The sequence below is a fragment of the Aquitalea sp. ASV11 genome (assembly GCF_016429185.1).
GTDB classification, from domain to species: domain Bacteria; phylum Pseudomonadota; class Gammaproteobacteria; order Burkholderiales; family Chromobacteriaceae; genus Aquitalea; species Aquitalea pelogenes.
Window position 1 is genome coordinate 167,973 of the sequence record NZ_JAELUD010000001.1, and the last position, 26,360, is coordinate 194,332.

A 26,360-nucleotide genomic window follows, 5' to 3' on the forward strand; every position below is an offset into this window, starting at 1 on the left:
GGTCAGGTGCGCCTGCATCGTTCGCTCCGGGGTGACAACTGGGGTCGAACGCTACAGGCAAACACCTAAAACAGCTTATTCCTTGCTGGAAACATCCTCGCCAGCGGCAGCGGCATCGCGTGCCTGCTGCTGGGCCGCACTTCTGGCGTCGTAATACTCTTTGTTATCCAGATAGTGCTGACGGCGGGCTTCCTTGGCAGCGGCTTTTTCTGCGAGTTCAGCCTGTTTACGGGCTTCTGCCTCGGCTTCCTGCTGCTTGCGGGCCTGGCGCTTGGCTTCGCGGATGGCTTCTTCTGCCGCTTCCATCTCCGCCACTTCCTTCAGGCTCTTGGCCGGGCCGGTTTTTTCGAACCAGGCGACGGACTCGACGTGGGCGGTGTGCGGGAACATGTTAATGATGCCTGCCGCCTTGAGGGTGTAGCCCTTGGTGTGCACCAGTACGCCAGCGTCGCGTGCCAGCGTGGCCGGGTTACAGGACACATAGACAATGCGCTGCGGTGCGGTGTCGTCGGTCATGGCCTTGAGCAGCTGGATGGCACCGTCGCGTGGCGGGTCGACCAGCATCTTGTCGAACTTGCCCAGTGCGGCAAAGCTTTCCGGTGTGACTTCAAACAGGTTGGCCATTTCATAGCTAACCTTGTCCTGCAGGCCGTTGTGGGTGGCGTTTTCCACCGCACGCTTCACCAGTGCCTGGCTGCCTTCCATGCCGTGTACGGTGGCTCCGGAGCGGGCAATGGGCAGGGTGAAGTTGCCGATGCCGCAGAACATGTCGGCAATGCGTTCGCCCGGCTGCGGGTCGAGGAAGCCCAGCGCACGCGACACCATCACTGCGTTGATTTGCGGGTTCACCTGGGTGAATTCGGTGGGGTAGTACGGCATTTCCACGCTGTATTGCGGCAGGCTGTAGGTCAGGCGCGGTGCATCCAGCGGGTAGATGGGGTAGCAGGTGTCCGGGCCGCCGGGTTGCAGCCAGATCTGTACCGGACGATCGGGCTGGCGATGGGTGTCGGCAAACTGTTGCAGCAGTTTTTCATCGGCGGCATTTATGGCATCCATATTGCGGAATACCAGGATGTCCACCTTGTCGCCTACGGCAACTTCCACCTGCGGCATGCGGCTGTTGATCGACAGTCTGGCGATCATCTCGCGCAGCGGCATGATCATGTCGGAGATGTTTTTCGGCAGAATATGGCATTCACTCATTTCTGCGATATAGCTGGAATGCTTTTCGTGGAAGCCCACCAGCACGCCGCCTTTCTTTGGCACCATGCGGGCCGACAGGCGTGCGCGGTGACGGTAATGCCAGGTGGGGCCGGCAATCGGGGTGAGAATGCGCTCAGCCTTAACCTTGCCGATGAATTTGAGGTTGTCTTCCAGCACGCGCTGCTTGATGGCCACCTGGGCGGTGAATTCCACATGCTGCATCGAGCAGCCGCCACAGGTCCCGAAGTGCGGGCAACGCGGCGTGGTGCGCATGAAGCTTTCCTTCAGCACGCTGGTGGTGTCGGCGTTTTCGTACGTGGGTTTTTTGCGGTATGCGCTGTATATTACCTTTTCATAAGGTAATGCACCGTCGATGAAAATGGTCTTGCCGTCGACGTGGGCGACCCCGCGGCCTTCGTGGTCAAGGGATTCGACCAGAGCAATGGTCTGTTGCTGAGTCATTGTATTGATGTGGGAAATCAGGCGTAAAACCGGGATTTTCTCAAAATATGCGCTGCTGCGCAGGGGTTTTTGCCGGGGCGGGAATTTGCTGATTTCTGTTATCATGTTTTTCGTGAAAAACCATGGGTCTGGTGCACAATGAAGTTGTCGCTTTCCTTTCTTGTTCCTGCTGCTGTCTGGGTGTCCTCCTCTGCGTCGATCATGGCTGCCAGCATGCCCGAGCCTGATATCCAGCTGAGTCAGGCCGGTCAGCATCTGGTGGTGAATCTGCCGCAGGCCCGCCTGTTTTTTTATCAGGATGGCCAGTTGCAAAGGATTTACCCGGTGGCGGTCGGCAAGATGCTGACCCAGACCCCCATTGGCAGCTATGCCATTACCGGGGTGTACCGCGACCCCAGCTGGCATGTGCCCAAATCCATTCAGGAAGAGCAGAAGAACCAGGGCAAGCCGGTGCTGACCGTCGTGCCGCCAGGGCCGGACAATCCGCTTGGTCCGGTATTCATCCGCTTTGGTGAGGCTCGCCTGGGGCTGGGTTTTCACGGCACCAATGCGCCGGCTTCCGTGCCCGGTTTTCGCAGCCATGGCTGCATCCGTCTGAAGAACCCGGATGCACTCAGCCTGGCCGATGCCGTGCAAAAGGGCGCGGCGGTCACCATTGCCTATCAGACGGTATTGCTGAATCAGGACCAGGCCGGCGATTTGTGGCTCACCGCCTATAAAAACCATTACAAGCAGGATGACCCGTCTTTCCCCCATCTGGCCGACAGCCTGCTGGAGTGGCAGCGCACGCACGGCGTTGCCGTGGTGGGGCGTCGGGTGGATCAGGCATTGAAAGAGCGCAGCGGCAAGCCGGTGTGCCTCACCTGCAAGCACCAGCCCGGTGTGCCGGGTGAACTGGCCGCCGTGCGCTGGCTGTCCCTGCCGCCCAAGGAGGGCATGCCGGTGGAACAGCAGGCCGAGCCGCAGAATGTGACGAATCCGCAGTCCTATAATTCAGCCGGTAACAAGCTAAAAGCTGTGAAGAAGCCCGCCGTGGTGTTGTAAGCAGGGTTCAGGCAGTCCGGGTTACAGGCCGACGCAAGTCGGCTTGTTGCCTGTTGCGGGGCAGGCTTGCATTTTTGCCATGCGGCCCTATATTAGCCCCTTCCCTTGCAAGCAGGCGCATCCGGCAATGACAACCATTGTGGCAGTAAGAAAAGGCGGGCAGATTGCCATTGCCGCCGACAGCCAGACCACCTTTGGTGACGACCAGAAACTACTGGCCAGCTACGACTGTTTCCATAACAAGATTTTCCAGCACGGAGACAGCTATCTTGCCATTTCCGGTTCTGCTGCCCATGACCTGGTGCTGCAAGGTGCGCTGAAGGAACTGAAGAAAAAGGATTTCTCCAGCCGCAAAGGCATTTTCGATACCTTTCGCAAGCTGCATCCCAAATTGAAAGACGGGTTTTACCTGCGTCCGGAAGAGGACGAGGAAGACCCTTATGAATCCAGCCAGATGATGGTGGTGATTGCCAATCCCCACGGTATTTTCGGTGTTTACCCCATGCGCGAGATCTACCAGTTTTCGCGTTTCTGGGCGATAGGTTCGGGACGCAAATTCGCCATGGGCGCGATGTTTGCCGCTTACGAGCAGGATTTGAGTGCACAGGAAATCGCAGAAATCGGCGTGCGCGCCGGTTGCGAATTCGACGTCAATTCCTGCTTGCCGATGACCGTCTATACCGTAGAAGTGGCAGAAGACACCGCCAAGGAATGAACATGAGCCAACACGATACTTTGCAACGATTCCTGTTTGATGGCGCACCGGTGCGCGGCGCACTGGTCCGTCTGGATGGCGCCTGGCAGCAGGTGCTGGCCCGCCGTGCCTATCCCGCACCGCTCAAGAACATTCTGGGCCAGATGATGGCAGCTGCGCAGCTGATGTCGGCCAACCTGAAATTTGACGGTGCCCTCATCCTGCAATTGCATGGCAGCGGCCCGCTGCGCCTGGCCGTGGTGGAGTGCAACCATGACCGCACGGTGCGCGCTACCGCCAAGTGGGATGGCGATCTGCCCGAAGCTCCCATTCTGGATTTGCTGGGTGGTGCCGGACAGTTTGTCATCACGCTGGAACCCAAGCTGGACAAGTCGCAAACCTGGCAAGGCATTGTGGCGCTGGAAGGCGACAGCATCGGCCAGATGCTGGAAAACTACATGCTGCGTTCCGAGCAGCTGGATACCCGCCTGGTACTGGCCAGCAATGACAGCACCGCAGCCGGCATGCTGCTGCAACGCCTGCCCGACGGCCATGGCGAACCGGAAGGCTGGGACCGCGTCCGCATTCTGGGTGGCACATTGCAAGCCGACGAGTTGCTGACCCTGCCGGCAGCCGACATCCTGCACCGCCTGTTCCATGAAGAAACCGTGCGGGTGTTCGAACCCGAAGCCGTCAGCTTTTCCTGCAATTGCAGCCGCGAGCGCGTGGGCAATATGCTGAAGATGCTGGGCGGCCAGGAAGTGGGCGAAGTGCTGGTGGAGCAGGGTAGTGTGGAAATTGTCTGCGACTACTGCAACCAGCATTATGTGTTTGATGAAGAGGACGCCAACGAGCTGTTCGATTACGACCTGGTTGCCGCCGTGCGCGAAGCGCGGCATTGAGTTGAGCACAGACCGACTACACTTGCCTGTACGCGTGAAAGCCGCCATATTTGGCGGCTTTTTGCATTCTGCATGGCATTTTCCACAAGCAGCGGATGAAGGCTGTTTAAGGAAATGGTAGATTTGATCACAAATGTACTGATATGCTAAACAGGCATGATGCAACAAACCTGTACCGAAGGAGTTGGGAAACAATGAAAAAAATGATTATCGGTGGCCTGCTGGCCGCCACTGCACTGGCAGCTCAGGCCGGCGCACCGGTCGTAAACATCTATAACTGGTCTGACTACATTGCACCGACCACCGTACCGGATTTCAGCAAGAAAACCGGCATCAAGGTGCGTTACGACGTTTACGACAGCATGGAAACGCTGAATGCCAAGCTGGTGACCGGTCACTCCGGCTACGACATCACCGTGCCGTCCAACAATGTGCTGGAAGTAGGCATCAAGGGTGGTCTGTTCCAGCCGCTGGACAAGAGCAAGATCCCCAATTACAAGAACCTGGACCCGGCCCTGCTCAAGCTGATGGAAGCATCCGACCCGGGCAACAAGTTTGCCGTGCCTTACTTCTGGGGTGTGATTACCCTGGGTATCAACGAAGACAAGGTGAAGAAGGCCCTGGGCGGCAAGCTGCCGGCCAATGAATGGGACCTGCTGTTCAAGCCGGAATATGTTTCCAAGCTGAAGTCTTGTGGTGTCAGCGTGCTGGACTCGGCATCGGATGTGTTGCCCAAGGTGCTGCACTACTACGGCAAGCAGCCGGGTAGCAACAACGAGGCTGACTACAAGGCGGTATCACCGCAGCTGGCTGCCATTCGTGCCAGCATCACCCAGTTCTCCTCCTCCGGTTACATCAACGACGTTGCCAATGGTGACGTATGTCTGGCCATGGGTTACGGTGGCGACCTGAATATCGCCAAGCGTCGTGCCGAAGAAGCCAAGCGTGGCGTCAACATCAAGGTACTGATGCCGTCGACCGGTGTTGCCTTCTGGGTGGACAGCATGACCATTCCGAAGGATGCCGCCAATGTGGCCAACGCACTGGCCTTCATCAACTACACGCTGGACCCGCATGTTGCTGCCGCCAATGCCAACAAGGTGACCTATGCACCGGGCAGCCTGGCTGCACGTCCTTTCATCGACAAGAAGTATCTGGCTGACCGCAGCATCTTCCCGACGGCTGACGATGTGAAGAAGGGCTTCATCATGAAGTCGGTAGACCCGAAAACCCTGCGCATCTATTCCCGCCTGTGGCAGAACTTCAAGCTGGGCCGTGCCGGCTGAGCCTGATTGCCTGACAGCAAACCAAAGCCCCCGTTCGGGGGCTTTTTGTTTGGTCATCCAGCCGCAATCACTAGAGCGCTTCCACCACATCCAGCGGGCAGCCGCGCGCCAGCCATTCCAGCCAGGCGTCCCCCAGGCGCTGGCTTTCGCTGCAGGCGGTGCGCCACTGCTGCTGCCGCAGCTTGTCCTGGCCGCGAAAGCGCTTGAAGTCACTGCGGTCCGGCAGCTTGCCGCCTGGCAGTCGCGCCAGATAGTCGGCGGAAGGGCAAAGCAGCAGGGTATTGCTGTGGTTGGACGGCTGGTGTTGACGCCAGGGCAGGAATTTGTCGAACCAGCCCGGCACGATGCGCGGGCCGAAATGCGGATACAGCGTGATGTCATCCTGACTGGTAAAGGGCAGGTCCAGGTGGTAATCCAGCAAGCCGCCATCCCGGTATACGCCTGCTGGCGCACCCGGCAGGCTTACCCCGTGCAATACCCCCGGTATGGCCACGCTGCCCATCAGCGCGGCAGTCAGATTATGTTCACCCAGCGCAAGCAAACGGGTAGGCAGGCCATCATGCGGAACAAAATGCAGGCTGCTGCGGGCATCGTGGCAAATCACCCGGCTGAAACAGTGGCGCAACAAGTTGCGACCAAGGCTATTGAGCGTGGCGCAAAGGGCCAGACCGGGCAGTAGCAAGGCCGGTGCCTCGTGCCTTAACAAACCGTGCGATGCCACCAGCAGCAACGACAAACGGTAATGCGGGTGGTGCAGGATGGCTTGCAGGCCGTCCGGGCCGAGGATGTCCTGCAGCATCTGCCGGGTTTGTGCGGTAATGCCGGCGATGTCGACATTGTCGGCATAGCATTCCGCGGTATAGCGTTCGGCCAGCCGTGCCAGGGCTTGTTGTGGTTTTGCCTGCATGGCACAGGCAAAGCGCCAGCTGCCGATGGATGCACCCACCAGCTCGCGCGGGCGCGGGCTGTCGGCCAGCCAGCCGAATACTGCCTGATCCAGCCCGCACAAGCCAATCGCCTTGGGGCCTCCGGCAGCACCGGGCAGGCTGCCAACCCGGTCGGCTGGCAGGCCGTGTTGTCGTAGCAGGGAGATGGCGCGGTGACCCGCGCGGATGCGCAGCGGAGAAAACGGAATATGGATGGCAGTCATGGGTGAACGATGCAGGCAGAGGGAAGGGCGACTTTTGTTGGCAGTATTGGTATGCTAACGCGTTTTATCAGGCAGTCTGGCCGTGTTTGGCTGTCTGTGTTCCAAGCAATGCCAGGAGTATTGATGATACCGACCCGCCAGCTGACCGACTACCTGCGTGAACAGGGCCTGAAGCTAGATCGAACCGAATTGCAAATTGCCGTCATGACCTTGCAGGCCGTGCTGGATGTGGAAAAACCCCCGGTGCAGCGCGATCTGTTCCGCTACCAGGTGCCGGAGCTGAGCGAAGACGGTGCCTGCTCGCTGGTGGAGGAGCTGGCTGATGAGCCCTACGACCTTTCGGTATGGTTCGGCGGCGAAACCGAAGCTGCGCGCAGCTTGCTGACCAATTTCAATGCACTGGTCGATTCGGTCAACCAGAAGATCGGTGCAGACTGGCTGGGCATTTATCGCCGAGCCGGTGAGGGCAAGGATGCCCGTCTGGTAAAGCTGGCCTATCAGGGCCTGCCCAGCCGGGCTGAATTCCCGCTGACCGAAGAATTTGCTGCAGGCAGCAATAACAGCCGCGTTGGCCTGACCGGCTGGGGCGTGCTGATTGACGATGTCGCCGCCTGGCGCGCCGAAGGTGGTGGCTACTACGAATGCGACCCCAAGGTGAAGAGTGAAGTATGCCTGCCCATCGTGGATGAGCATGACCGGGTATTGGGTATTCTGGATGCCGAATCCAGTCAGCTGGGCTACTTTGATGCCAACCGTCAGGTGTGGCTGGCGGCATTGGCCATTGTGCTGTCCGCACCGTTTGCTGCCATGCCGCCGCTTGAAAAGGCGTAAATTGCCCTCAGTTACGGAATATTCCCCACCACATGGCTTCGCGTAGCGAGCGCGAAGTTTCCTGAACAGATTCCGGAGCAAGCATGGCCGCGCAATACCCCAACCCGCAGATTGAACCCGTTGTTGATTACGTGGCCAGTTGCAAGCTGCCTACGCCGTTCGGGGTGTTCACCATGCACGGCTTTGAGGAGCAGGACAGCCGGCGCGAACATGTAGTGTTGACCATGGGCGATGTGGCCGATGGTGAGCCGGTGCTGGCACGCCTGCATTCGGAATGCCTGACCGGCGACGCATTGTTCTCCTTGCGTTGCGATTGCGGTTTCCAGCTGGAAGCCGCACTGGAAGCCATTGCCAAGGAAGGCCGTGGTGCCTTGCTGTATTTGCGGCAAGAAGGTCGTGGTATCGGCCTGATCAACAAGATCCGCGCCTACAAATTGCAGGACGGCGGGGCGGACACGGTGGAAGCCAACGAGCAACTGGGCTTCCCGGCGGACATGCGTGACTTCCGCGTGGCGCGCCACATGCTGGATGCGCTGAATATCAAGAGCGTGCGGGTGATGACCAACAACCCGCGCAAGCTGGAAACCCTCAAGACCGCCGGTATCGACGTGGTGGAGCGGGTGCCGCTGATGGTGGGGCGCAACCCGCATAACGATCGTTACCTGGATACCAAGGCCGCCAAGCTGGGCCACATGCTGTTTTCCTGATCATTCCGTTTTTGCCGCACTTCCCGATGCCAGCGCCATGCGCTGGCATTTTTCATGCTGCCTACGCTGTTTGCTGCTCAACGATTCAAGTATTCTCGATACTGGTCGATAGATTTAAAATAAAACAAATAATTATTGAAAATGTGGTGGGCAGTCCGCTGAGTGAGGCATCGCGATGAAAATCACCGCCAAGCAGAATGTCTGGTTCAACACCATGGCAGATCCACAGGCCCGGCGTGGCAAACTGCCACGCCGCATGCCAGACCGGGATGGCGTAGAGGAAAGCGTGGCCCTGGCAGAGTTTCTGGACTGGGTGGCCATGCTGGATGATCTGGCACGACGTGCCACTGGCGGACAGGATGAAGACGCCCGCCAACTGGCCCTGGCCAAGCTGCGTTTTCTGTTGCGGCGCGTGCAGCATTTGCGCGAGCAGATGATGCAAGGTGGCCGAGGGCAGGCAAAAAGCGGGCTGGAACGCCTGGTTCGTCTGGTCGAGGAGTGGGGGCAGGTGCTGCAGGAATTGACCGGAAGGCAACCCGTAGTGGTCGATGACTGGCCCTTGCCTTATCGCTTGTACAGCAGGCAGGCCGGAGAACTGCCATCACCAGCATTTGCGCCGCGGGTGGCGGAGCGGCGGCGACGGCAACGGCCTGGTGATAATATCTTGCTGCCACAAGAGCAAGAAGCCGCCGTGCTGGTATTGCACGGCATCCGCTTTGTGCTGGCGATGGTGGGCGAGGGCTTTGGCATGGCGCAGCACCCGCTGCTGTTGCAGGTACAGGCAAGGCTGGCGCAACTGGTGCCATTGCTGGGGCCGCCGGGGACGGCAGCCATTTGACACAGGCAAAGAAAAAGCCGGAATCGTGTGATTCCGGCTTTTGTTTTGGTGGAGATAAGCGGGATCGAACCGCTGACCTCTTGCATGCCATGCAAGCGCTCTCCCAGCTGAGCTATACCCCCGTATTGCTTTGTCTGTCTGATGGTCTGGAGCCATCGGGCAGCTGACTGTGTAGTGGTGGAGATAAGCGGGATCGAACCGCTGACCTCTTGCATGCCATGCAAGCGCTCTCCCAGCTGAGCTATACCCCCGTAATGCTGGACTGATGAAACCCGTCAGGCGATGTCATCAGTATCTGAATTGTGGTGGAGATAAGCGGGATCGAACCGCTGACCTCTTGCATGCCATGCAAGCGCTCTCCCAGCTGAGCTATACCCCCACGGGTACTACATCGAATTCTTGGCGTCCCCACGGGGATTCGAACCCCGGTTACCGCCGTGAAAGGGCGATGTCCTAGGCCTCTAGACGATGGGGACCCTAGGCAAAACCTGTGAAGACCTTTGGTGGAGCTAAGCGGGATCGAACCGCTGACCTCTTGCATGCCATGCAAGCGCTCTCCCAGCTGAGCTATAGCCCCGTGTCTGTCGTTCACAGTGGGGCGCAGTATAGACAGGCTGTCCGCAGCTGTAAAGGGATCTGCGAAAAAAAATTTAGCGCTGCCCCTGCGCTATAATCACCGGTTCTGCAATGACAGGGTTGGATTGCCGATGTCGGTTGGTCACTACGAAAACTTCCCGGTCGGGTCGATCTTGCTGCCACGGCGCATGCGCCGCGCCGTACATGTCATCTATCATTTTGCCCGCTATGCCGATGATGTGGCGGACGAGGGTGACAAGCTGCCTGACGAACGCCTGCGCGAACTGGCGCATTTGCGTGACGAGCTGGATGTCATCCGCGATGGTGGTATTCCGGCCATGCCGCTGATGCGTAACCTGGCTACCGTCATCAGTCAGCACCAGCTGCCGCTGCAGCCCTTTTATGACTTGCTGTCGGCCTTCAGCCAGGACGTGGTGAAAACCCGTTACCAGAACTTTGCCGAAGTAGTGGACTACTGTCGCCGCTCGGCCAATCCGGTGGGGCGGCTGATGCTGGCACTGTATGGTGAAAACGACCCGCGCAGCCTGGCCATGTCCGATGGCATCTGCACGGCATTGCAACTGATCAACTTCCTGCAGGATGTGGGCGTGGACTGGAACAAGGGCCGCATCTACATTCCGCTGGATGATCTGGAAAAATTCCGCATCCGCGAAGCGCAGATTGCCGGGCGCGATGCCACCGGCCTGTGGCGGCCGATGATGCTGGCGCAGATCGAACGCACCCGCAAGATGCTGCAAGCCGGTGCGCCGCTGGGCAAGGTGCTCAAGGGCCGTCTGGGACTGGAACTTCGTCTTGTCATCATGGGCGGCGAGCGCATCCTGAAAAAACTGCACGACAGCGGCGGCGACGTGTTTCGCCAGCGCCCGGTGCTGACCTGGCGCGACTGGATTTACATGCTGTGGCGTGCGCTGCGCGCCAAATAATAGATAACCATACTCACTCAGGCGGGAAGCAGCAGGCTGACCCGTCGGCAACAAAGGAGAGGCGTGTGACGCCGCAGCAGTATTGTCAGGACAAGGCCGCCAGCAGCGGCTCCAGCTTTTACTACAGCTTCCGCTTCTTGCCGGAAGACCGTCGCGATGCCATCACCGCACTGTATGCCTTCTGCCGTGAAGTGGATGACGTGGTTGACGAATGTCATGACGAAAACGTTGCCCGCGCCAAGCTGGCCTGGTGGCGAGGTGAAGTGGAAAAGCTGTACCACGGCCAGCCGGAACACCCTGTGATGCTGGCGCTCAAGCCGCATGCCGCCGCGCTGGACCTGCCGCAGAATCTGCTGGAAGAAATCATCGACGGCATGCAGATGGACCTGGACTTTGCCCGATACGACCGCTTCCAGGACCTGCTGTTGTACTGCCATCGCGTGGCGGGGGTGGTTGGCCAGCTGGCAGCGCAGATTTTCGGCTACCAGGACCGGCAAACACTCAAATACGCGCATGAACTGGGCATTGCCTTCCAGCTGACCAATATCATCCGCGACGTTGGTGAAGACGCGCGCCGTGGCCGCATCTACCTGCCGGTAGAAGAGCTGCAGCGTTTCAATGTGCCGGCCAGCGACCTGATGAGCTACAAGGAAAGTCCGGAATTTGCCGCGCTGATGTCCTTCCAGATCGAACGCGCACGTGAATATTACCGCCGCGCCTGGGAGCTGCTGCCGGTGGTGGACCGCAAGAGCCAGCGTCCCGGCCTGCTGATGGCCGCCATCTACCGCGCCACGCTGGAAGAAATCCAGCTGGATGGCCCGGCCAAGGTGCTGAACCAGCGCCTGTCGCTGACGCCAGTACGCAAGCTGTGGCTGGCATGGCGCACCTGGACGCTGGGCTACAAGGCCTGATGCTGTGATGAAGGCCAGACCGAGGATTGCCATTATCGGTGCCGGCTGGGCCGGGCTTGCCGCCGCAGTGGAGCTGGCAGGTAAGGCTGAGCTGACCTTGTTCGAAGCCGGGCGCGAACCTGGCGGACGGGCCCGCCGGCTGAATAGTGGCGACAGTCTGCTGGATAATGGGCAGCACATCCTGATTGGTGCCTACCGTGATTGCCTGCAATTGATGCGCAGGGTGGGCGTTGACGATGCCAAGGCCATGTTGCGGCTGCCGCTGGTCTGGCAGCGCCAGGGCGGCATGCGCATGCAATGCCCGCGCTGGCCTGCCCCCTTGCATGTGCTGGCCGGCCTGCTGACGGCAAGCGGTATTGGCTGGCGGGACAAATGGCAATTGGCTCGTGCCTTGCAGGGCTTGCGCTGGCAAGGCTGGCGCCTGGCGCAAGACATCACGGTTGCCGAGTGGCTGGCCGCACAAAGGCAGTCGGCCCATCTGGTGGAACAGTTCTGGCGGCCCATGGTGTTGTCGGCGCTCAATACCCCGCTGGAGCTGGCTTCCATGCAGATTCTTGCCACTACCTTGCGCGACAGCCTGGGCGGTAGCCGTGCCGATAGCGACCTGCTGTTGCCGCGCAGTGATCTGACTGCCTTGTTTCCAGGCCCGGCCTTGGACTGGCTGCGCCAACAAGGCCTGCAATGGCGTGCCGGCGTACGGGTCGCACAGATTCATCCGGCAGAGCAGGGTGTGGTGGTGGATGGTGAGCCGTTTGATGCCGCCATCGTCGCGGTGGCACCTTATCATGCGGCCGTACTGCTGCAGGAGCCGCAACTGCAAAGTCAGATCAAGGCATTTCATTATTGGCCGATATATACCGCATACCTGCGCTACGATGCCGACATCAACATGCCGGTTCCCATGACGGGTTTGCAGGGCGGCACGCTGGACTGGCTGTTCGACCGCCAGGCGCTGTCGGGTGAGCGAGGCTTGCTGGCCGCTGTCATCAGCGCACCACCGCCCGCGGTGCGCAACCTGGATCGTGCCAGCTTGCTGGACCGGGTGCAGGCGGATGTCGAGGTGCTGTTACCGGCGCTCAACGGGCAGGTGCCGCTGGAGCGGCAGCTGATCGTGGAGAAGCGCGCCACCTTTGCGTCAAGCGTGGGTCTGACAAGACCACACTGCCGTAGCAGGGTACAATCGGTTTATCTGGCGGGGGACTGGCTGTGCCCGGACTATCCCGCCACGCTGGAAGGTGCGGTGCGCAGCGGTCTGACCGCGGCCCGCCAGTTAATGCAGGATTTGCCATCATCAAGAGTTACCGGCAGGTGACTCGCAGCTGAAAAAACAAAATGAACCAAACATTTGCCAAGAATTGTCTGGAAGGCCGCGTCATTCTGGTGACAGGCGCAACGCAAGGGGTAGGCCGGGAAGCCGCGCTGACGTTTGCTGCACATGGTGCGGATGTCGTATTGCTGGCGCGCAGCGTAAAAGGGCTGGAGAAGGTCTACGATGAAATCGTGGCCGCAGGCGGCAAGGAGCCGGCAGCCATTCCGCTGGATTTGCTGACGGCAACGGACGAACAACTGGGCAATGCCGCCTTCCAGATCAAGCAGACGCTGGGCCGACTGGACGGCATCGTGCATTGCGCTTCGCATTTTTATGCCTTGTCGCCCTTGTCCAACCAGGGCATTGACGAGTGGATGAATCAGTACCGCATCAACACCGTGGCTCCGTTTGCCCTGAGCCGTGCCTGCCTGCCCTTGCTGAAGGAATCTCCGGATGCGTCGGTGCTGTTCATGGGCGAAAGCCATTCCCTGCACCCGGCGGCATACTGGGGTGGTTTTGGCGCGTCCAAGGCCGGGCTGAACTATCTGACCAAGGTGGCCGCCGATGAATGGGACGTATACCCGAACCTGCGCGTCAACCAGCTGATTCCGGGCCCGGTGAATTCGCCGCAGCGCAATCGCACCCACCCGGGTGAAGCCAAGAGCGAACGGGCGGACCTGGCCACGCTGATGCCCTATCTGCTCTACTGGCTGTCGGCGGAAAGCAAGGGTCGCAGCGGCGAGATCATCGAGCTGGACCTGCGCAGCAAAAAAGGCGAATAAGCTGCATCTGCGCCGTGGCCCGGGTGGCCGCGGCGGATGGCAAATGGGGGTAATGCATGAAGAGTCTGTGGATTCTGCCCTTGCTGGCGGTGCTGGCCGGCTGCAACTGGGTCAATAATGTATCCGGCCTGTCCAAAGAGGCACACAAGGCACTCGGTGCCGCCTGTCGTCAGACCGGCCGCTCGCTGGAAGAGTGTTTCCGGCGTAATCCGGATGCCGATACTGCGGCCATTTACGCTGGCTGGCGTGAAATGAACGAGTACATGGCCAAGAACAAGCTGGACACCATGGAGCCACCGGCAGACAGTGCCGCCGGTCATGCTGAAGCTTCTGCCGCGAAAGCTGCTGCCAGTTCACCGGCGGAAGGCAAGTCATCCAGTGCGGCCACGGCGCCCAAGGGCGCGGTGGCCAATGCGCCCCCGCCGCTGACCAGCGAACAGGCGGACAAAGAAGCCAAGACCGATCCGCAAGTGGCCGCCGTTCTGGCGGCCATTCGCAAGAATGGCGGTGGTGAAAAGTCCAAATCCAAGGCCAGCAGCAGCGGCGAACCAGACCAGAAACGCCTGCTCAACATCATCCAGCAACTCAATGGCAACAAACCGGCAGCCGGTGGCGAGGCTCCGGCAGAGAACGCCAACAACGCCAATCCCGGTTGAACCCCTTCCTGCGCTTTTCCTGATGGCAAAACCCAAAACTGTTTTCAGCTGCACCGAGTGCGGCGGCCAAGTGCCGAAATGGCAGGGCCAGTGTCCGCATTGTTCCGCCTGGAACACCCTGGTAGAGGCCGTCTCCACGCCCGCCAGCAGCAACCCGCGTTTCCAGTCCTGGTCCACCACCAATGCCCGTGTGCAAGTGCTGTCCGAGGTCAAGACCGAAGAAGTGCCGCGTGACCCGTCCGGCATCGACGAACTGGACCGCGTGCTGGGCGGCGGCATCGTGCGTGGTGCCGTCATCCTGATCGGCGGCGACCCCGGCATTGGCAAATCAACCCTGCTGTTGCAGGCGCTGGCGGTCATCGGCAAGCGGCGCAAGGTGCTGTATGTGTCGGGTGAGGAATCGCCGCAACAGATTGCCCTGCGGGCCTCACGGCTGGCGGTTGACCCCAGCCAGGTGAACCTGCTGGCGGAAATCCGCCTGGAAGCCATTCTGGAAACGCTCAAGCAAGAGCAGCCGGAAGTCGCAGTCATCGACTCCATCCAGACGCTATACACCGAGCAGGTGACCTCGGCCCCTGGTTCTGTGTCGCAAGTGCGCGAATGCGCGGCCCAGCTTACCCGCATGGCCAAGCAGACCGGCACCACCATCCTGCTGGTAGGCCATGTCACCAAGGAAGGCTCGCTGGCTGGCCCGCGCGTGCTGGAACACATGGTGGACACCGTGCTGTATTTCGAGGGCGATGCCCACTCCAGCCACCGCATGATTCGCGCCATCAAGAACCGCTTTGGCGCAGTCAACGAGCTGGGTGTGTTCGTGATGACCGAAACCGGTCTCAAAGGTGTGTCCAACCCATCTGCCATCTTTTTGTCGTCTTACCGGGACGATGTGGCCGGCTCCTGCGTACTGGTGACACAGGAGGGCAGCCGTCCCTTGCTGGTGGAAGTGCAGGCGCTGGTGGATGACTGTCACGGCATGCAGCCCAAGCGGCTTGCGGTGGGGCTGGAACAAAACCGGCTGGCCATGTTGCTGGCGGTGCTGCACCGCCATGGCGGCGTGGCCTGTTTCGATCAGGACGTATTCCTGAATGCCGTGGGCGGGGTCAAGATTAGCGAGCCGGCAGCCGACCTAGCGGTGATTCTGGCCATGGTGTCGTCGCTGCGAAACAAGCCCCTGCCAGAAAAATTGGTGGTATTCGGTGAAGTGGGCCTGGCCGGTGAAGTGCGTCCGGTGTCGCGCGGGCAGGAGCGCCTGAAAGAGGCGGCCAAGCTGGGCTTTACCCGCGCACTGGTGCCCACGGCCAACAAGCCGCGCCAGCCGATTGAAGGTTTGCAAGTCATCACTGTCGACCGGCTGGAACATGCGGTTGATTACTGCCGTGGAGACTGAGCATGATTTCCCATGCTGATCTGGAAGCAGAACTGGGCTATTTGCAGCGCTATGCCTTGGCGCAGCTGCGCGATCGGGATGCCGCCAATGAGGTGGTGCAGGAAACCGTGCTGGCGGCGCTGGAATCCGGCGATAGTTTCAACGGCAAATCCAGCTTGCGTACCTGGCTGACGTCCATCCTGCGCTTCAAGCTGGTGGACCGCTTGCGCCGCAAGGGCAAGGAGGTGCTGTTCGAATCGCTGGAGGATGAAACCGACGATAGCGATTTTGACGGCCTGTTCAGCAAGGACGGCCACTGGCAGGACAGGATCAAGGCCTGGAGCGGGCCGGAAGAATCCCTGATGTCCCGTCAGTTCTGGGAAGTGTTCGAGCGCTGCTCCGAGGTGATGCCGCGCCGCACCGCCATGGCTTTTGTCATGCGCGAGGTGATGGGACTGGAAATTGCCGAAATCTGTAACAATCTGGACATTACTGCGACTAACTGTTCAGTTCTGCTCTATCGCGCACGGATGAGCTTGCGCGAATGTTTCGAAATTCGCTGGACCGGGGAGGCCAGGGCATGAAGATCAATTGCCGACAGGCCAGCCGTTTGATATCGCAAGGGCTGGATCAACCATTGAGCCAGTGGGATCACGTGCGGTTGCGTGTGCATTTGTGGATGTGCGGCAATTGCCGCCAGTTCTCGCATCAGCTGCAAGTATTGCGCCAGTCGGCCCGCCAGGCCGGACGCGGCGAATAGCTTGTTTCGCACCCAGTCCTGGGTTGTCACAGGCCAAAGCAAAGCCGACCTGCGGGTCGGCTTTTTCATTGCTCATGCGGCCTGGCTCATGAGGCCTGGTGTGCCTGCCTGCGCTGTGCCTGATGCTGCGGACAGCTGGCACAAGCCTGTTCGCACAGCCCGGCACCGGTCAGCGATTGCTTGAGCGCACACACCGAGCGGCGGCAGGCAATGAAGCGGATATCCTGTTCTGCGGCCAGCGAGCGGAAGTGACGCATCACGTTGTGGCCGAGGAAATCGGTAAACAGGATCAGCAAGTCGGTTCCTGCCGGCAGACGGTCCAGCTTGCGCTGGTGCGAGCTGTTGCGTCCGCTCAGGTGGCGGTTAATCTGGATGCCATGTTCCTGCAGCACGGAAGGGATGTTGCCCAGGGTATCTGCACCTACCAGCATTGCGTTCATGAGTGGCTCCTGTCCGGATAAGTTTTGCAAATGATAATCATTACTATTTACAAATGCAAGCTCCGTGACAGTCCATTGTCATTGTTGTGTGGCTTATTGTGCCTGCCGGCAAGCGAAGCTGCCGCTCAGGGCAGGGCCTGTATGCGAATCCGCACGCTGTGGCTTTGCTGTCCCTGCTGCTGACTGCCGCCGATCAGCAGGCTTTCCCGCCCCTGGCTGTCCTGTGTAGTGCGGGCAACTTCCAGCCATTCACCCAGCCTGCCTTCCACCGTGGTGGACAGTTGGCTGCCCGTGCGTTGCACACCGTTGAAGGCCTGCTGGCTGACGGCCAGTTCGATACTCACGCGCTGTCCGTTCAGCCGCGGACGGGCATAAAACCCGGTAATGGCATCCTGCATGCTGCTGCCACGCAACAGCCCACCCTGCGCTGTGAGCATCACCCAGGGCAGGGGACGGCTTTGCACCAGCTGGATAAAGCCGCTGCGCCCGTCCAGCAGGGTAAGGCTTTGCAGACTTTGGCCGGACTGGCTGCGGCTGTCTTGCTGGGCGGACAGGGCCAGATTGCTACCCGGCTGACCGGGCATGATGCGGCCAATGCTGATATTGCCTTGCACTTGCACCCCGGATTGGGTCTGCGCATTGCTGCCGGACTGGCTGACTTCCAGTCGCAGGCTGGCCGGGCGCACGTCCAGTTGTCTTGCCAGCGCAGCAAGCTGCTGCTCACGTGCTGGGCTGGCATCGATGATCAGCTTGTTGTCCATCGCACTCAGCCGTTCATCCGGCCGCAGTTGCGGCTGCAAGGCCGCTTGCAGTTCGCTGGGGGTGCGCCAGTTCAGTTCTACCAGTTGCAGGGCCTGGGCGGCGCTGTTGGCCAGCAATAGCGCAACAAGTAACAGAAGACGCATTTACAGCTCCTTGCCGGAACGCCAGATCGACCAGATCAGCCACACGCTGTTGAACAGCGCAATCATGAAACCGATGAAGCCGAAGAAGGGCAGGCCGAACAGCTTGGGCCCGGCGTTCACCGTCATCACGATGGAGGAACCGATGATCAGGCAGCCGGTGACAATGGCCATGGTCAGGCGGTTGGTGCTGCGGTCCAGCTGTTTGCCAAAGCTGTCCAGCCGCTGCAAGTCCAGATTGATGCGGAATTTGCCCTGGCGGATGTCCTTGGACAGGCGCAGGATGTCGCGTGGCAGCCCGGTGAGCATGCCCAGCGTTTCCTGCAGGGTGAGCTTGCCGCGCTTGAGCAGGGTTTTGGGGTGATAGCGTGCCACGATCAGTTCGCGCACGAAGGGCGTGATGTGCTCCACCAGCTGGAAGTCCGGGTCCAGCTGGCGGCCCAGCCCTTCCAGCGTGATCAGCGCCTTGAACAGCATGGCCATGTCCGGCGGCAGCAGGATGCCGTGGTCGCGGATCAGGGCCATGATGTCGTTGATCAGCTGGCTGATATTGAGGTTCTTCAGCGGGACGTGTTCGTACTGGAACATGAATTCGCTGATATCGTAGGCAAACTTCTGCTCGTCCACCGGTGTGCTGCCGGTCCACTCGATCAGCACGTCCATCATGGCGTGTTCGTTACGCTCACCCAGTGCCGCCAGCAGGTCGACGATTTCATCGCGTCGGCCATGGCTGATGCGTCCCACCATGCCAAAGTCGATGAAGGCAATGCGGTGTTCCGCCAGGAAGAACACATTGCCCGGGTGCGGGTCGGCGTGGAAAAAGCCGTTGAGCAGAATCATCTTCAGCACCGCGTCGGCACCACGGCTGGCCAGTAGCACCGGGTCCAGCCCGCTGTCGGCCAGTTGTTCCAGCCGGCTGGCGGACAGTCCGTTGATATGCTCCTGCACATTGACTGCCGGGTTGGTGTAATCCCAGTACACCTTGGGCACCACCACCTGCGGATCGTCGGCAAAGTCACGGGCGAAGCGTTCCATATTGCGCGCTTCCACCGCCAGGTCCATCTCGCGCTTGAGCGAGCGGGAAAACTGGCTGACGATTTCCACCGGCTGAAAACGGCGCGAGTCGGGAAATTCCAGTTCGATCAACGTAGCCAGATGCGCCAGGATGCGCAGGTCGGCATCCACCTTGTCGACAATGCCGGGGCGGCGCAGCTTGACCGCCACATGGCTGCCATCGTGCAGGGTGGCAAAATGCACCTGCGCGATGGAGGCAGAGCCGATGGGCTTCTCGTCAAAGCTGGCAAACAGCTCTTCCGGTGGCTTGCCCAGCGCTTTTTGCACCAGCAGCCTTACCGAGGCGGGGTCCACCGGCGGCACGGTGGATTGCAGTTTCTCGAATTCGGCAATCCACTCGGCCGGGAATACATCCACCCGCGTGGAGAGAATCTGCCCCAGCTTGATGAAAGTGGGGCCCAGTTCCTCGAAGGCCAGCCGCACCCGCACCGGGGTGGGCAGGCCGGCATCGGCATCCGGCAGGTGCAGGTTCAGCCATTCGCCGGCCTTTTCCATGGCGCGCGGCAGGCGCAGGCGCTGGGCAAACTCACCCAGACCGTGACGAATGAGAATGCCGCTGATTTCCTTCAAGCGTGGAAGGTCACGCATTGCAACAAGAGTTTCTCTGAGCATGGGCTATCTGGTGTCCAAGTTGGCTTTACACTCCCGTCCCTGTCCGATAGAGTGCGGCCTATGAAATTGCAACTCCGATTACTCGCCGTGATGCTTGCTGGCGTCATGGTTTTTGCCCAGGCCGCACCTGAAAAAACTGCGCAGGACGCACGGCCCAAGGTCGAGGCCTCGGAAGACCCCATTGCCAAGTATGCCTCGCCTGGCGAGGATGCTGTAGGAGATTTGCTGCTGCAGGCCATGAGCCTGTTGGGTGTTGCCTACCGTTTTGGTGGCAATTCGCCGGTCAGTGGCCTGGATTGCAGCGGCTTTGTCCGTTATGTATTCCAGAAATCCCTCAAGGTCAATTTGCCGCGTACTTCCGCCGAAATGGCCCGCATTGGCAAGCCTGTCGATAAAAGTGAACTGGTGGCGGGAGACCTGGTCTTCTTCAATACCCGTGGTTTTGCCTATTCCCATGTCGGCATGTATATGGGTAATGGCAAGTTCATCCATGCGCCGCGCACCGGTCGCAACATCGAAGTGGTCAGCCTCAGTCAAAGCTACTGGCAAAGTCGCTGGAACGGTGCCCGCCGCATCAATCGCAGCAATGCCAATACCGTGGCTGCGGCAGACGAGGCGGATAGCGCGAACGACAGCGTGGCCGCCAGAAGCGGTGGCGCTGCTGCCGCGCCCAGGATGAAATGCCGCAAGGGCAAGAAGTGCAAGCCGGTGGCAGAAGCGGCCAGCAGCAAGAAAAAGGGCGGCAAGGCGGAGAAGTCCTCCCGTGCAGCCAAGTCCGACAAGGCCGGCAAGCCGGCCAAGGCTGCCAAAACCGGCCACGGCAAAAAGAAGAAACCCGCCAACTGACAAGCTGGCGGTTTGTCATCACCTCCATGCCCGCCTGTGCGGGCATTGCGTTTTCAGGAATAGCCAGCCATGGCAATGAATATCGACATACCGGTATGGAAGGACCCGCAGGGTGGCATTGTGGCCTGCGTGGAAAAGATCAAGGTCATGAACGAGAACCTGGAAGAATTGCAGCAGATGGCGCAGGACGCGCTGGAAGATGCCATTCTGATGGGCTGTGACGAGGCGCAGGTGAAAGACTTCCTGGTCCGTCTGATGCAGAGCCTGCACAACCCCTACCAGCCCTGAAAGGCATTCTGGCATGCATTGGCCATTCGAAGTCCTGATCGGGCTGCGTTATTTGCGCGCCAAACGGCGCAACGGTTTCATTTCTTTCATCTCCCTGATTTCCATTGTCGGCATCGCGCTGGGTGTGGCAGCGCTGATCATCGTGTTGTCGGTGATGAACGGTTTCCAGAAGGAAATCCGTGGCCGCATCCTCAGTGTGGCTTCCCATGTGGAAATCTCCGCCTATGACGGCCATTTGCCGCAGTGGCAGAGCGTGGCCAAGGTGGCCGAGCGTGACGCACATGTGCTGGCGGCAGCGCCCTTTGTGAATGGCCAGGGGCTGTTTTCCGCCTACGGCAATGTACGCGGCGGCCTGGTGCGCGGCATCGAACCGGTGCTTGAGGACAAGGTGGTGGATGTCGGCCGCCACATGGTGCGCGGCAAGCTGGAGGCGCTGCAGCCGGGCAGCTTTGGCATCGTGCTGGGGGTGGAACTGGCACGGCAGCTGAATGTGGGTATGGGCGACAAGGTGACGCTGTTTACCCCGGAAGGCACGGTTACGCCGGCGGGGATGATTCCGCGCTACAAGCAGTTCACCGTGATCGGCATTTTCAAGGTAGACATGTTCGAGTACGACGCCTCGCTGGCCATGATCCATCTGCAGGACGCGCAGGTGTTGTCGCGGCTGGGCAATACCGTCAGCGGCGTACGCCTGAAGCTGGATGACCCGATGCTGGCTCCGCTGGTGAAGGCCAATCTGCAACAGGCGCTGGGCCAGCAGGACCAGGTGACCGACTGGACCGATACCAATGCCAATTACTTCCGTGCTGTGCAAATCGAAAAACGCATGATGACCATCATCCTCACCCTGATCGTGGCGGTGGCGGCTTTCAATCTGGTGTCCACGCTGGTGATGGTGGTGACCGACAAGCAGGCGGATATCGCCATTCTGCGCACGCTGGGGGCTGCACCGTCCAGCATCATGAAGATTTTCATGATCCAGGGTTCGGTGGCCGGTGTCAGCGGTACGCTGGCCGGGGTGGCCGGTGGCGTGCTGGTGGCGCTGAATCTGGATGTGATCGTGCCGCTGATCGAACGCGTGCTGGGCACCAAGCTGCTGTCCAGCGAGGTGTACATGATCGACTACCTGCCTTCTGACGTGCAGCTGGGCGATGTCAGCACCATTACCGTGATTGCCCTGTTGCTGGCCTTGCTGGCCACCATTTACCCGAGCTGGCGCGCAGCGCGCACCCAGCCGGCGGAGGCGCTGCGCTATGAGTAATGTGCTGAACTGCCGCAATCTGGGCAAAACCTATAGCGAAGGGCGGCTCAACCTGACCGTGCTGTCCGATGTATCGCTGAGCGTGGACAAGGGCGAACGGCTGGCCATTGTCGGCGCCTCCGGCTCCGGCAAGAGCACGTTGCTGCACTTGCTGGGCGGGCTGGATACCCCCAGCCAGGGCGTGGTGGAAGTGCTGGGGCGCGATCTGGCCGGGCTGTCCGAGGCCGAGCGTGGCGTTTTGCGTAACCAGTCGCTGGGCTTTGTTTACCAGTTCCATCATCTGCTGCCGGAATTCTCGGCACTGGAAAACGTGATGATGCCCTTGCTGATTCGCCGCCTGCCGCGCAAGGAAGCGGAAGAGCGTGCCGCCAGCATGCTGACACGGGTCGGCCTGGCCCAACGTTTGCAACACAAGCCGGGCGAGTTGTCCGGTGGCGAGCGCCAGCGGGCGGCCATTGCCCGTGCGCTGGTGACCGAACCTGCCTGCCTGCTGGCTGATGAACCTACCGGTAATCTGGATTACCAGACCGCGCGCCAGGTGTTCGACCTGATGCTGGAACTGAATGCCGGGCTGGGCACCAGTCTGGTGATTGTCACGCACGACCTGGAGCTGGCTGGCCGGGCGCAGCGTACATTGCGGCTGGTGGAAGGCCGTTTGCAGGACGCAGTGCTGAGCGCCTGAACCCTCGGGGCGCGATACGGAGAAAACAATGCTGTTTGTGCGTGAAGAAATGGATTTTGACGTGGTATTGCAGGCGCTGCAGACCGGCCCCGGGCTGACCCAGCTGTTGCTGGGCATTCTATGCCTGCTGCTGGGAGTGTTTGCCGCACGCAATACCTTCCGCCGCTGGTTCATGCATCACCCGGAGCGTTACGAGCGGTTCCTGCCCTATACCGCCTTCCGGCTGGTCCTGCCGCTGGTCGCCCTGCTATCCATGCTGTTGTGCATCATGGGCTGGATGGTGGTGATGCACACCCGTCCGCACCTGCTGCCCTTGTTTACCGCCATGCTGTTCTGGCTGGGGGTGATCCGGCTGTTTACCGCGGTGATGCGTCAGGCTTTGCCGCAAGGCAAGTTCGAGCGTAATTCCGAACACTTTATCGCCACCGTCTTGTGGCTGGGTTTTGTCAGCTGGGCCATCGGTTTTGACGACGTGATGCTGGACTGGCTGCAGTCGGTTTCCTTCTCCGTCGGCAAGTCGCGGCTGGACCTGCTCACCATCCTCAATGCCATGCTGTGGGTGTCGGTCATCGTGGTGGTGGCCTTGTGGGTCAGCCGGGTGATAGAGGCGCGGGTGATGGCGCTCAAGCACATGGACCTGTCCTTGCGCATCGTGTTTGCCAAGATGGCCCGCACTTTGCTGATTGTGGTGGCGGTGCTGATTGCCCTGCCGGTAGTGGGGATAGACCTCACCGTACTGTCGGTATTCGGCGGTGCAGTGGGTGTGGGGCTGGGTTTTGGCTTGCAGAAGATTGCCAGCAATTATGTATCCGGCTTCATCATTCTGCTGGACCGCTCCATCCGTATTGGTGACCGTCTGATGGTGGATAACCGGGTAGGCTATGTCACCCGCATCACCTCGCGCTATGTGGTACTGAAAAGCGCCGATGGCTCCGAAGCGCTGGTGCCGAATGACGCGCTGATTTCCAATACCGTGATCAACCAGTCCTACTCGGACAAGGCCATGTGGATCAGCCTGCCCATCCAGGTGGATTACGGTACCGATCTGGACCAGGCGCTGGCCGTGTTGCGTGAGTCGGCAGTGCACCCGCGGGTAAAGACCGACCCGGCGCCGGCTGCCTTTGTCACGGCTTTTGCAGACAGTGGTATCAATCTGGAGCTGGGCATCTGGGTGAAAGACCCGGAAAACGGCTTCATGGGCTTGCGTTCGGAAATCTATCTGGCCATCTGGCGGCGTTTCAAGGAACTGGGCATCGAAATTCCCTATCCGCAGCGGGATGTGCGTATTGTCAGTGATGTGGCCGTGGCCTTGCCCGGCCGGGGAGAGCAGGGATGACAGGCAAACGACTGGCTATTGTGGATGACGATGCCGCGGTACGGCAGGCGCTGATCTGGTTGCTGGACGGTCAGGGCTACCAGGTCAGCGGTTTTGACAGTGCCGAAGAGTTCCTGGCCACCGGCCCGGATACCGGCTTTAACGGCCTGATTGTCGACCTGCGCATGTCCGGCATGTCCGGCATCATGCTGCTGGAGCGTCTGGCCGGCCTGGACTACTGCCCGCCGGCCATCATGCTGACCGCCCATGGTGATGTGCCGCATGCGGTGGCCGCCATCAAGCTGGGAGCGCTGGATTTCATGGAAAAGCCATTCGACGACGAGGTATTGTTGTCTCGGGTGGAAAAGATGCTGCTGCAGGATGAAAGCAACCGTGCCAGCCATGGCCGTCGCCAGCGGGTTGGCAGCATGCTGGCGCAATTGACCGAGCGCGAGAAAGAAGTGATGCAGCTTATCTTGCTGGGCAAGCTGAACAAGCAGATTGCCGAGGAACTCTCCATCAGCATGAAAACGGTGGAAGTACACCGTGCCCGTGTGTTCGAGAAAATGGGCGTCAAGTCGGCGGTGGAACTGGCCGGCTTGCTGGCCGCCAGCAAGGCCGATACAACTGGAGGGCGTGGCGATGGGCACTAAGCAGCCGGTTTCCGTGCTGGTGGTGATTCACACCAAAGACGGTGAAGTCTTGCTGATTGAACGCGCCGACCGGGCGGGCTACTGGCAGTCGGTTACCGGCAGTCGTGAAGGCAGCGAGACCCTGCTGGAGACAGCACGGCGCGAAGTGCTGGAAGAAACCGGGCTGGATGCCGACCAGCATGTGCTGAGCGACTGGCAGCTGCACAACCGCTACGAAATCTACCCGCACTGGCGGCACCGCTACCCGGAAGGCGTGACGCACAACGACGAGTACGTGTTTGGCTTGCAGCTGGACGCACCACAAGCGGTGCGGCTGGCGGAAGGCGAGCATGTGTCCCAGCAATGGCTGCCCTGGCAACAGGCCGCCGAGCTGGTTTTTTCCCCTTCCAATGCCGCTGCCATTCGGCAGTTGCCCGCCCGCTTGGGCTTGCTTGCCAACTAGCCGTGCAGCAGGCAGCCGGCCACGGCTGCTGCGGCAATCACCTTGATCACTCCCACCTTGTAGCGCTGCAGTGCCAGTGCCGCAGCTACGGCCAGCAGGATGGCCTGCCAGTCCGGCCCGGCTTGCCAGCCCTGCGGCCAGAGCGCATGCCAGCCAAAGAACAGCGCCAGATTGGCAATCACCCCCACCACCGCCGCCGTGATGGCAGTCAGTGGCGCAGTGAGTGACAGCTTGCCATGGCTGCTTTCAATCAGCGGCCCACCAGCCAGAATGAACAGGAAAGATGGCAAGAAGGTAAACCAGGTCACCAGGCAGGCGGCCAGTGTGCCAGCCAGCCCCGGAGCCATGCCTCCTGCATGCTGGAAGCCACCGACAAAGCCGACAAAGGCCACCACCATGATGAGCGGTCCGGGTGTGCTTTCTCCCAGTGCCAGTCCGTCCATCATCTGTCCGGCATTCAGCCAGCCATGCTGCACCACTGCACCCTGATATACATAGGGCAGCACCGCATAGGCCCCGCCAAAAGTCAGCAAGGCAGCCTTGGTAAAAAACCAGCCCATCTGGCTGAAGGGGTGGTCCCAGCCAAACAGGCTCAGCAGAACCAGCATCGGGCCGCACCACAACAGGCTGCCGGCCAGCGCTACGCGCAGCAGCCCGCCACGGCTGAAACGGGCATGCGGAGGCGGCGGAGTGTCATCGTCTATCAGTGCCGGTCCGGCTGACTGATGCGCTGCGCCATGTCCGCTGCCAGCGGCGGCAAACAGCGCCGGGTAGCGCTTGCCCGCCAGCGCACCTATCGAGGCCGCAGTCAGGATGATCAGCGGAAAGGGCAGTCCGAAACCGGCCAGTGCGATAAAGGAAGCCAGCGCCAGTCCCCACAGCAGGCGGTTCTTCAAGGCACGCTGGCCAATGCGCAGTGCCGCATGCAGCACGATGGCGACAATGGCCGGCTTGATGCCGTAAAACATGCCTGCGACCACACCCAGCTGACCAAAAGCCAGATAGGCCCACGACAGTACAATCAGGATCAGCAGCGAAGGCAGCACAAACAGCCCACCCGCCACGATGCCGCCAGGGGTCCGGTGCAGCAGCCAGCCGATATACGTCGCCAGTTGCTGTGCTTCCGGGCCGGGCAGCAGCATGCAGTAATTGAGCGCGTGCAAAAAGCGGCGCTCGGAAATCCAGCGGCGGCGTTCCACCAGTTCCTGATGCAGGATGGCAATCTGCCCGGCCGGGCCGCCAAAACTGACAAAGCCCAGCTTCAGCCAGAATGCACTTGCCTGACGTAGCGAGACGGGCCGGGGCTGTGGCGGTGTGTTGTGCAAGGACATGGACTTTCCGTAATCGGTATTTGTGTAAGCAAAGTGTTCCCATTTTGCACAGGCAAGACAAACTTAGTCACAAAACAGGCAAGGACAGTATGG

At 60.3% G+C, this 26,360-nt stretch carries 28 protein-coding genes and 5 tRNA genes; 22 read left to right on the top strand and 11 right to left on the bottom strand.

Features of this window, described 5'->3' with window-relative positions:
* Positions 1–75: 75 nt before the first annotated feature.
* Positions 76–1,665 (bottom strand): 23S rRNA (uracil(1939)-C(5))-methyltransferase RlmD, encoded by a 1,590-nt coding sequence (gene rlmD / locus JHD62_RS00740; RefSeq protein ID WP_199101365.1) that lies wholly within the window; start codon positions 1,663–1,665, stop codon positions 76–78.
* Positions 1,666–1,878: 213 nt separating this feature from the next.
* Here rlmD and JHD62_RS00745 point away from each other — a divergent pair, with 213 nt between their 5' ends.
* The 4 genes from JHD62_RS00745 (at position 1,879) to JHD62_RS00760 (ending at position 5,591) form a co-directional block, all read left to right on the top strand.
* Entirely contained in the window at positions 1,879–2,709 is an 831-nt protein-coding gene (locus JHD62_RS00745) for a L,D-transpeptidase (protein ID WP_233160468.1), read from the top strand.
* Positions 2,710–2,836: 127 nt separating this feature from the next.
* The gene (locus tag JHD62_RS00750) at positions 2,837–3,424 is read left to right on the top strand and encodes an MFS transporter (RefSeq protein WP_199101367.1); all 588 of its coding nucleotides are present in this window, start codon (positions 2,837–2,839) and stop codon (positions 3,422–3,424) included.
* Positions 3,425–3,426: 2 nt separating this feature from the next.
* Positions 3,427–4,305: an Hsp33 family molecular chaperone HslO gene (gene hslO, locus JHD62_RS00755; protein ID WP_045847158.1), complete on the top strand. Its 879-nt coding sequence runs from the start codon at positions 3,427–3,429 to the stop codon at positions 4,303–4,305.
* 194 nt (positions 4,306–4,499) lie between these two features.
* A complete protein-coding gene (locus JHD62_RS00760; RefSeq protein ID WP_045847159.1) occupies positions 4,500–5,591 on the top strand; it encodes a polyamine ABC transporter substrate-binding protein in 1,092 nt (363 codons plus the stop codon).
* Between the two features lie 70 nt (positions 5,592–5,661).
* Here JHD62_RS00760 and JHD62_RS00765 read toward each other — a convergent pair whose 3' ends face one another.
* On the bottom strand, positions 5,662–6,741 hold the full coding sequence (locus JHD62_RS00765; protein WP_199101368.1) for a hypothetical protein: 1,080 nt from the start codon (positions 6,739–6,741) through the stop codon (positions 5,662–5,664).
* Positions 6,742–6,864: 123 nt separating this feature from the next.
* On the opposite strand from JHD62_RS00765, the gene JHD62_RS00770 reads away from it, so the two are divergent.
* From JHD62_RS00770 to JHD62_RS00780, 3 genes are all read left to right on the top strand, one after another.
* Complete coding sequence (locus tag JHD62_RS00770) at positions 6,865–7,572, top strand: GAF domain-containing protein (protein WP_199101369.1); 708 nt, start codon at positions 6,865–6,867, stop codon at positions 7,570–7,572.
* An 83-nt stretch (positions 7,573–7,655) separates the two neighbouring features.
* A complete protein-coding gene (gene ribA, locus JHD62_RS00775) occupies positions 7,656–8,279 on the top strand; it encodes a GTP cyclohydrolase II (RefSeq protein WP_045847162.1) in 624 nt (207 codons plus the stop codon).
* 175 nt (positions 8,280–8,454) lie between these two features.
* On the top strand, positions 8,455–9,117 hold the full coding sequence (locus JHD62_RS00780; protein WP_199101370.1) for a hypothetical protein: 663 nt from the start codon (positions 8,455–8,457) through the stop codon (positions 9,115–9,117).
* 46 nt (positions 9,118–9,163) lie between these two features.
* Here JHD62_RS00780 and JHD62_RS00785 read toward each other — a convergent pair.
* The 5 genes from JHD62_RS00785 to JHD62_RS00805 all read right to left on the bottom strand — a co-directional run bounded on the left by JHD62_RS00785 (position 9,164) and on the right by JHD62_RS00805 (position 9,694).
* A tRNA-Ala gene (locus tag JHD62_RS00785) sits at positions 9,164–9,239 on the bottom strand.
* Positions 9,240–9,292: 53 nt separating this feature from the next.
* A tRNA-Ala gene (locus tag JHD62_RS00790) sits at positions 9,293–9,368 on the bottom strand.
* A gap of 52 nt (positions 9,369–9,420) precedes the next feature.
* Positions 9,421–9,496: transfer RNA gene (locus JHD62_RS00795), tRNA-Ala, on the bottom strand.
* A gap of 21 nt (positions 9,497–9,517) precedes the next feature.
* Positions 9,518–9,593 (bottom strand) — tRNA-Glu (locus JHD62_RS00800).
* Positions 9,594–9,618: 25 nt separating this feature from the next.
* Positions 9,619–9,694: transfer RNA gene (locus JHD62_RS00805), tRNA-Ala, on the bottom strand.
* Between the two features lie 130 nt (positions 9,695–9,824).
* Between JHD62_RS00805 and hpnC the strand changes: the two genes are divergently transcribed.
* From hpnC to JHD62_RS00845, 8 genes are all read left to right on the top strand, one after another.
* Complete coding sequence (gene hpnC, locus JHD62_RS00810) at positions 9,825–10,637, top strand: squalene synthase HpnC (RefSeq protein WP_199101371.1); 813 nt, start codon at positions 9,825–9,827, stop codon at positions 10,635–10,637.
* Between the two features lie 65 nt (positions 10,638–10,702).
* A complete protein-coding gene (gene hpnD / locus JHD62_RS00815; RefSeq protein ID WP_199101372.1) occupies positions 10,703–11,548 on the top strand; it encodes a presqualene diphosphate synthase HpnD in 846 nt (281 codons plus the stop codon).
* Positions 11,549–11,555: 7 nt separating this feature from the next.
* Positions 11,556–12,860, top strand: coding sequence for a hydroxysqualene dehydroxylase HpnE (gene hpnE, locus JHD62_RS00820; RefSeq protein ID WP_199101373.1), 1,305 nt, complete (start codon positions 11,556–11,558; stop codon positions 12,858–12,860).
* Positions 12,861–12,880: 20 nt separating this feature from the next.
* Positions 12,881–13,639 (top strand): SDR family oxidoreductase, encoded by a 759-nt coding sequence (locus JHD62_RS00825; protein WP_131354829.1) that lies wholly within the window; start codon positions 12,881–12,883, stop codon positions 13,637–13,639.
* Positions 13,640–13,695: 56 nt separating this feature from the next.
* Complete coding sequence (locus JHD62_RS00830) at positions 13,696–14,295, top strand: hypothetical protein (RefSeq protein WP_062789687.1); 600 nt, start codon at positions 13,696–13,698, stop codon at positions 14,293–14,295.
* Positions 14,296–14,317: 22 nt separating this feature from the next.
* Positions 14,318–15,682 carry a DNA repair protein RadA gene (gene radA, locus JHD62_RS00835; protein WP_199101374.1) on the top strand — a complete coding sequence of 455 codons (1,365 nt, stop codon included), beginning with the start codon at positions 14,318–14,320 and terminating at the stop codon, positions 15,680–15,682.
* A 2-nt stretch (positions 15,683–15,684) separates the two neighbouring features.
* Entirely contained in the window at positions 15,685–16,245 is a 561-nt protein-coding gene (locus JHD62_RS00840) for a sigma-70 family RNA polymerase sigma factor (RefSeq protein ID WP_199101375.1), read from the top strand.
* Positions 16,242–16,421 carry a zf-HC2 domain-containing protein gene (locus JHD62_RS00845; protein ID WP_045847171.1) on the top strand — a complete coding sequence of 60 codons (180 nt, stop codon included), beginning with the start codon at positions 16,242–16,244 and terminating at the stop codon, positions 16,419–16,421. Before JHD62_RS00840 ends, JHD62_RS00845 begins: the two co-directional genes overlap by 4 nt.
* Before the next feature lie 86 nt (positions 16,422–16,507).
* On the opposite strand, the gene JHD62_RS00850 is transcribed toward JHD62_RS00845, so the two are convergent.
* The 3 genes from JHD62_RS00850 to JHD62_RS00860 all read right to left on the bottom strand — a co-directional run bounded on the left by JHD62_RS00850 (position 16,508) and on the right by JHD62_RS00860 (position 19,449).
* Complete coding sequence (locus tag JHD62_RS00850) at positions 16,508–16,861, bottom strand: DUF2325 domain-containing protein (protein ID WP_045847172.1); 354 nt, start codon at positions 16,859–16,861, stop codon at positions 16,508–16,510.
* A gap of 125 nt (positions 16,862–16,986) precedes the next feature.
* Entirely contained in the window at positions 16,987–17,766 is a 780-nt protein-coding gene (locus JHD62_RS00855; protein ID WP_199101376.1) for a hypothetical protein, read from the bottom strand.
* Positions 17,767–19,449: an AarF/ABC1/UbiB kinase family protein gene (locus tag JHD62_RS00860; RefSeq protein WP_199101377.1), complete on the bottom strand. Its 1,683-nt coding sequence runs from the start codon at positions 19,447–19,449 to the stop codon at positions 17,767–17,769. It abuts the gene before it with no gap.
* A 60-nt stretch (positions 19,450–19,509) separates the two neighbouring features.
* Here JHD62_RS00860 and JHD62_RS00865 point away from each other — a divergent pair, with 60 nt between their 5' ends.
* From JHD62_RS00865 to nudB, 7 genes are all read left to right on the top strand, one after another.
* On the top strand, positions 19,510–20,295 hold the full coding sequence (locus JHD62_RS00865) for a C40 family peptidase (protein ID WP_199101378.1): 786 nt from the start codon (positions 19,510–19,512) through the stop codon (positions 20,293–20,295).
* Positions 20,296–20,370: 75 nt separating this feature from the next.
* Complete coding sequence (locus JHD62_RS00870; RefSeq protein ID WP_045847223.1) at positions 20,371–20,583, top strand: hypothetical protein; 213 nt, start codon at positions 20,371–20,373, stop codon at positions 20,581–20,583.
* A gap of 13 nt (positions 20,584–20,596) precedes the next feature.
* Positions 20,597–21,844: a lipoprotein-releasing ABC transporter permease subunit gene (locus JHD62_RS00875; RefSeq protein WP_199101379.1), complete on the top strand. Its 1,248-nt coding sequence runs from the start codon at positions 20,597–20,599 to the stop codon at positions 21,842–21,844.
* A complete protein-coding gene (gene lolD, locus JHD62_RS00880) occupies positions 21,837–22,526 on the top strand; it encodes a lipoprotein-releasing ABC transporter ATP-binding protein LolD (RefSeq protein ID WP_131354808.1) in 690 nt (229 codons plus the stop codon). Before JHD62_RS00875 ends, lolD begins: the two co-directional genes overlap by 8 nt.
* Positions 22,527–22,554: 28 nt before the next feature.
* A complete protein-coding gene (locus JHD62_RS00885; RefSeq protein WP_199101380.1) occupies positions 22,555–23,862 on the top strand; it encodes a mechanosensitive ion channel family protein in 1,308 nt (435 codons plus the stop codon).
* Positions 23,859–24,494 carry a response regulator transcription factor gene (locus tag JHD62_RS00890; RefSeq protein WP_199101381.1) on the top strand — a complete coding sequence of 212 codons (636 nt, stop codon included), beginning with the start codon at positions 23,859–23,861 and terminating at the stop codon, positions 24,492–24,494. The genes JHD62_RS00885 and JHD62_RS00890 overlap by 4 nt, the downstream gene beginning before the upstream one ends.
* The gene (nudB, locus tag JHD62_RS00895; protein ID WP_199101382.1) at positions 24,484–24,936 is read left to right on the top strand and encodes a dihydroneopterin triphosphate diphosphatase; all 453 of its coding nucleotides are present in this window, start codon (positions 24,484–24,486) and stop codon (positions 24,934–24,936) included. Before JHD62_RS00890 ends, nudB begins: the two co-directional genes overlap by 11 nt.
* Here nudB and chrA read toward each other — a convergent pair.
* Complete coding sequence (gene chrA / locus JHD62_RS00900; protein ID WP_199101383.1) at positions 24,933–26,267, bottom strand: chromate efflux transporter; 1,335 nt, start codon at positions 26,265–26,267, stop codon at positions 24,933–24,935. The genes nudB and chrA overlap by 4 nt on opposite strands.
* Between the last annotated feature and the right edge of the window lie 93 nt (positions 26,268–26,360).

Excerpts from the sequence above, each read along its gene's own strand:
- rlmD (WP_199101365.1), bottom strand. The coding sequence starts at position 1,665 with ATGACTCAGCAACAGACCATTGCTCTGGTCGAATCCCTTGACCACGAA.
- JHD62_RS00745 (WP_233160468.1), top strand. The coding sequence starts at position 1,879 with ATGCCCGAGCCTGATATCCAGCTGAGTCAGGCCGGTCAGCATCTGGTG.
- JHD62_RS00750 (WP_199101367.1), top strand. The coding sequence starts at position 2,837 with ATGACAACCATTGTGGCAGTAAGAAAAGGCGGGCAGATTGCCATTGCC.
- hslO (WP_045847158.1), top strand. The coding sequence starts at position 3,427 with ATGAGCCAACACGATACTTTGCAACGATTCCTGTTTGATGGCGCACCG.
- JHD62_RS00760 (WP_045847159.1), top strand. The coding sequence starts at position 4,500 with ATGAAAAAAATGATTATCGGTGGCCTGCTGGCCGCCACTGCACTGGCA.
- JHD62_RS00765 (WP_199101368.1), bottom strand. The coding sequence starts at position 6,741 with ATGACTGCCATCCATATTCCGTTTTCTCCGCTGCGCATCCGCGCGGGT.
- JHD62_RS00770 (WP_199101369.1), top strand. The coding sequence starts at position 6,865 with ATGATACCGACCCGCCAGCTGACCGACTACCTGCGTGAACAGGGCCTG.
- ribA (WP_045847162.1), top strand. The coding sequence starts at position 7,656 with ATGGCCGCGCAATACCCCAACCCGCAGATTGAACCCGTTGTTGATTAC.
- JHD62_RS00780 (WP_199101370.1), top strand. The coding sequence starts at position 8,455 with ATGAAAATCACCGCCAAGCAGAATGTCTGGTTCAACACCATGGCAGAT.
- hpnC (WP_199101371.1), top strand. The coding sequence starts at position 9,825 with ATGTCGGTTGGTCACTACGAAAACTTCCCGGTCGGGTCGATCTTGCTG.
- hpnE (WP_199101373.1), top strand. The coding sequence starts at position 11,556 with ATGAAGGCCAGACCGAGGATTGCCATTATCGGTGCCGGCTGGGCCGGG.
- JHD62_RS00825 (WP_131354829.1), top strand. The coding sequence starts at position 12,881 with ATGAACCAAACATTTGCCAAGAATTGTCTGGAAGGCCGCGTCATTCTG.
- JHD62_RS00830 (WP_062789687.1), top strand. The coding sequence starts at position 13,696 with ATGAAGAGTCTGTGGATTCTGCCCTTGCTGGCGGTGCTGGCCGGCTGC.
- radA (WP_199101374.1), top strand. The coding sequence starts at position 14,318 with ATGGCAAAACCCAAAACTGTTTTCAGCTGCACCGAGTGCGGCGGCCAA.
- JHD62_RS00840 (WP_199101375.1), top strand. The coding sequence starts at position 15,685 with ATGATTTCCCATGCTGATCTGGAAGCAGAACTGGGCTATTTGCAGCGC.
- JHD62_RS00845 (WP_045847171.1), top strand. The coding sequence starts at position 16,242 with ATGAAGATCAATTGCCGACAGGCCAGCCGTTTGATATCGCAAGGGCTG.
- JHD62_RS00850 (WP_045847172.1), bottom strand. The coding sequence starts at position 16,861 with ATGAACGCAATGCTGGTAGGTGCAGATACCCTGGGCAACATCCCTTCC.
- JHD62_RS00855 (WP_199101376.1), bottom strand. The coding sequence starts at position 17,766 with ATGCGTCTTCTGTTACTTGTTGCGCTATTGCTGGCCAACAGCGCCGCC.
- JHD62_RS00860 (WP_199101377.1), bottom strand. The coding sequence starts at position 19,449 with ATGCTCAGAGAAACTCTTGTTGCAATGCGTGACCTTCCACGCTTGAAG.
- JHD62_RS00865 (WP_199101378.1), top strand. The coding sequence starts at position 19,510 with ATGAAATTGCAACTCCGATTACTCGCCGTGATGCTTGCTGGCGTCATG.
- JHD62_RS00870 (WP_045847223.1), top strand. The coding sequence starts at position 20,371 with ATGAATATCGACATACCGGTATGGAAGGACCCGCAGGGTGGCATTGTG.
- JHD62_RS00875 (WP_199101379.1), top strand. The coding sequence starts at position 20,597 with ATGCATTGGCCATTCGAAGTCCTGATCGGGCTGCGTTATTTGCGCGCC.
- lolD (WP_131354808.1), top strand. The coding sequence starts at position 21,837 with ATGAGTAATGTGCTGAACTGCCGCAATCTGGGCAAAACCTATAGCGAA.
- JHD62_RS00885 (WP_199101380.1), top strand. The coding sequence starts at position 22,555 with ATGCTGTTTGTGCGTGAAGAAATGGATTTTGACGTGGTATTGCAGGCG.
- JHD62_RS00890 (WP_199101381.1), top strand. The coding sequence starts at position 23,859 with ATGACAGGCAAACGACTGGCTATTGTGGATGACGATGCCGCGGTACGG.
- nudB (WP_199101382.1), top strand. The coding sequence starts at position 24,484 with ATGGGCACTAAGCAGCCGGTTTCCGTGCTGGTGGTGATTCACACCAAA.
- chrA (WP_199101383.1), bottom strand. The coding sequence starts at position 26,267 with ATGTCCTTGCACAACACACCGCCACAGCCCCGGCCCGTCTCGCTACGT.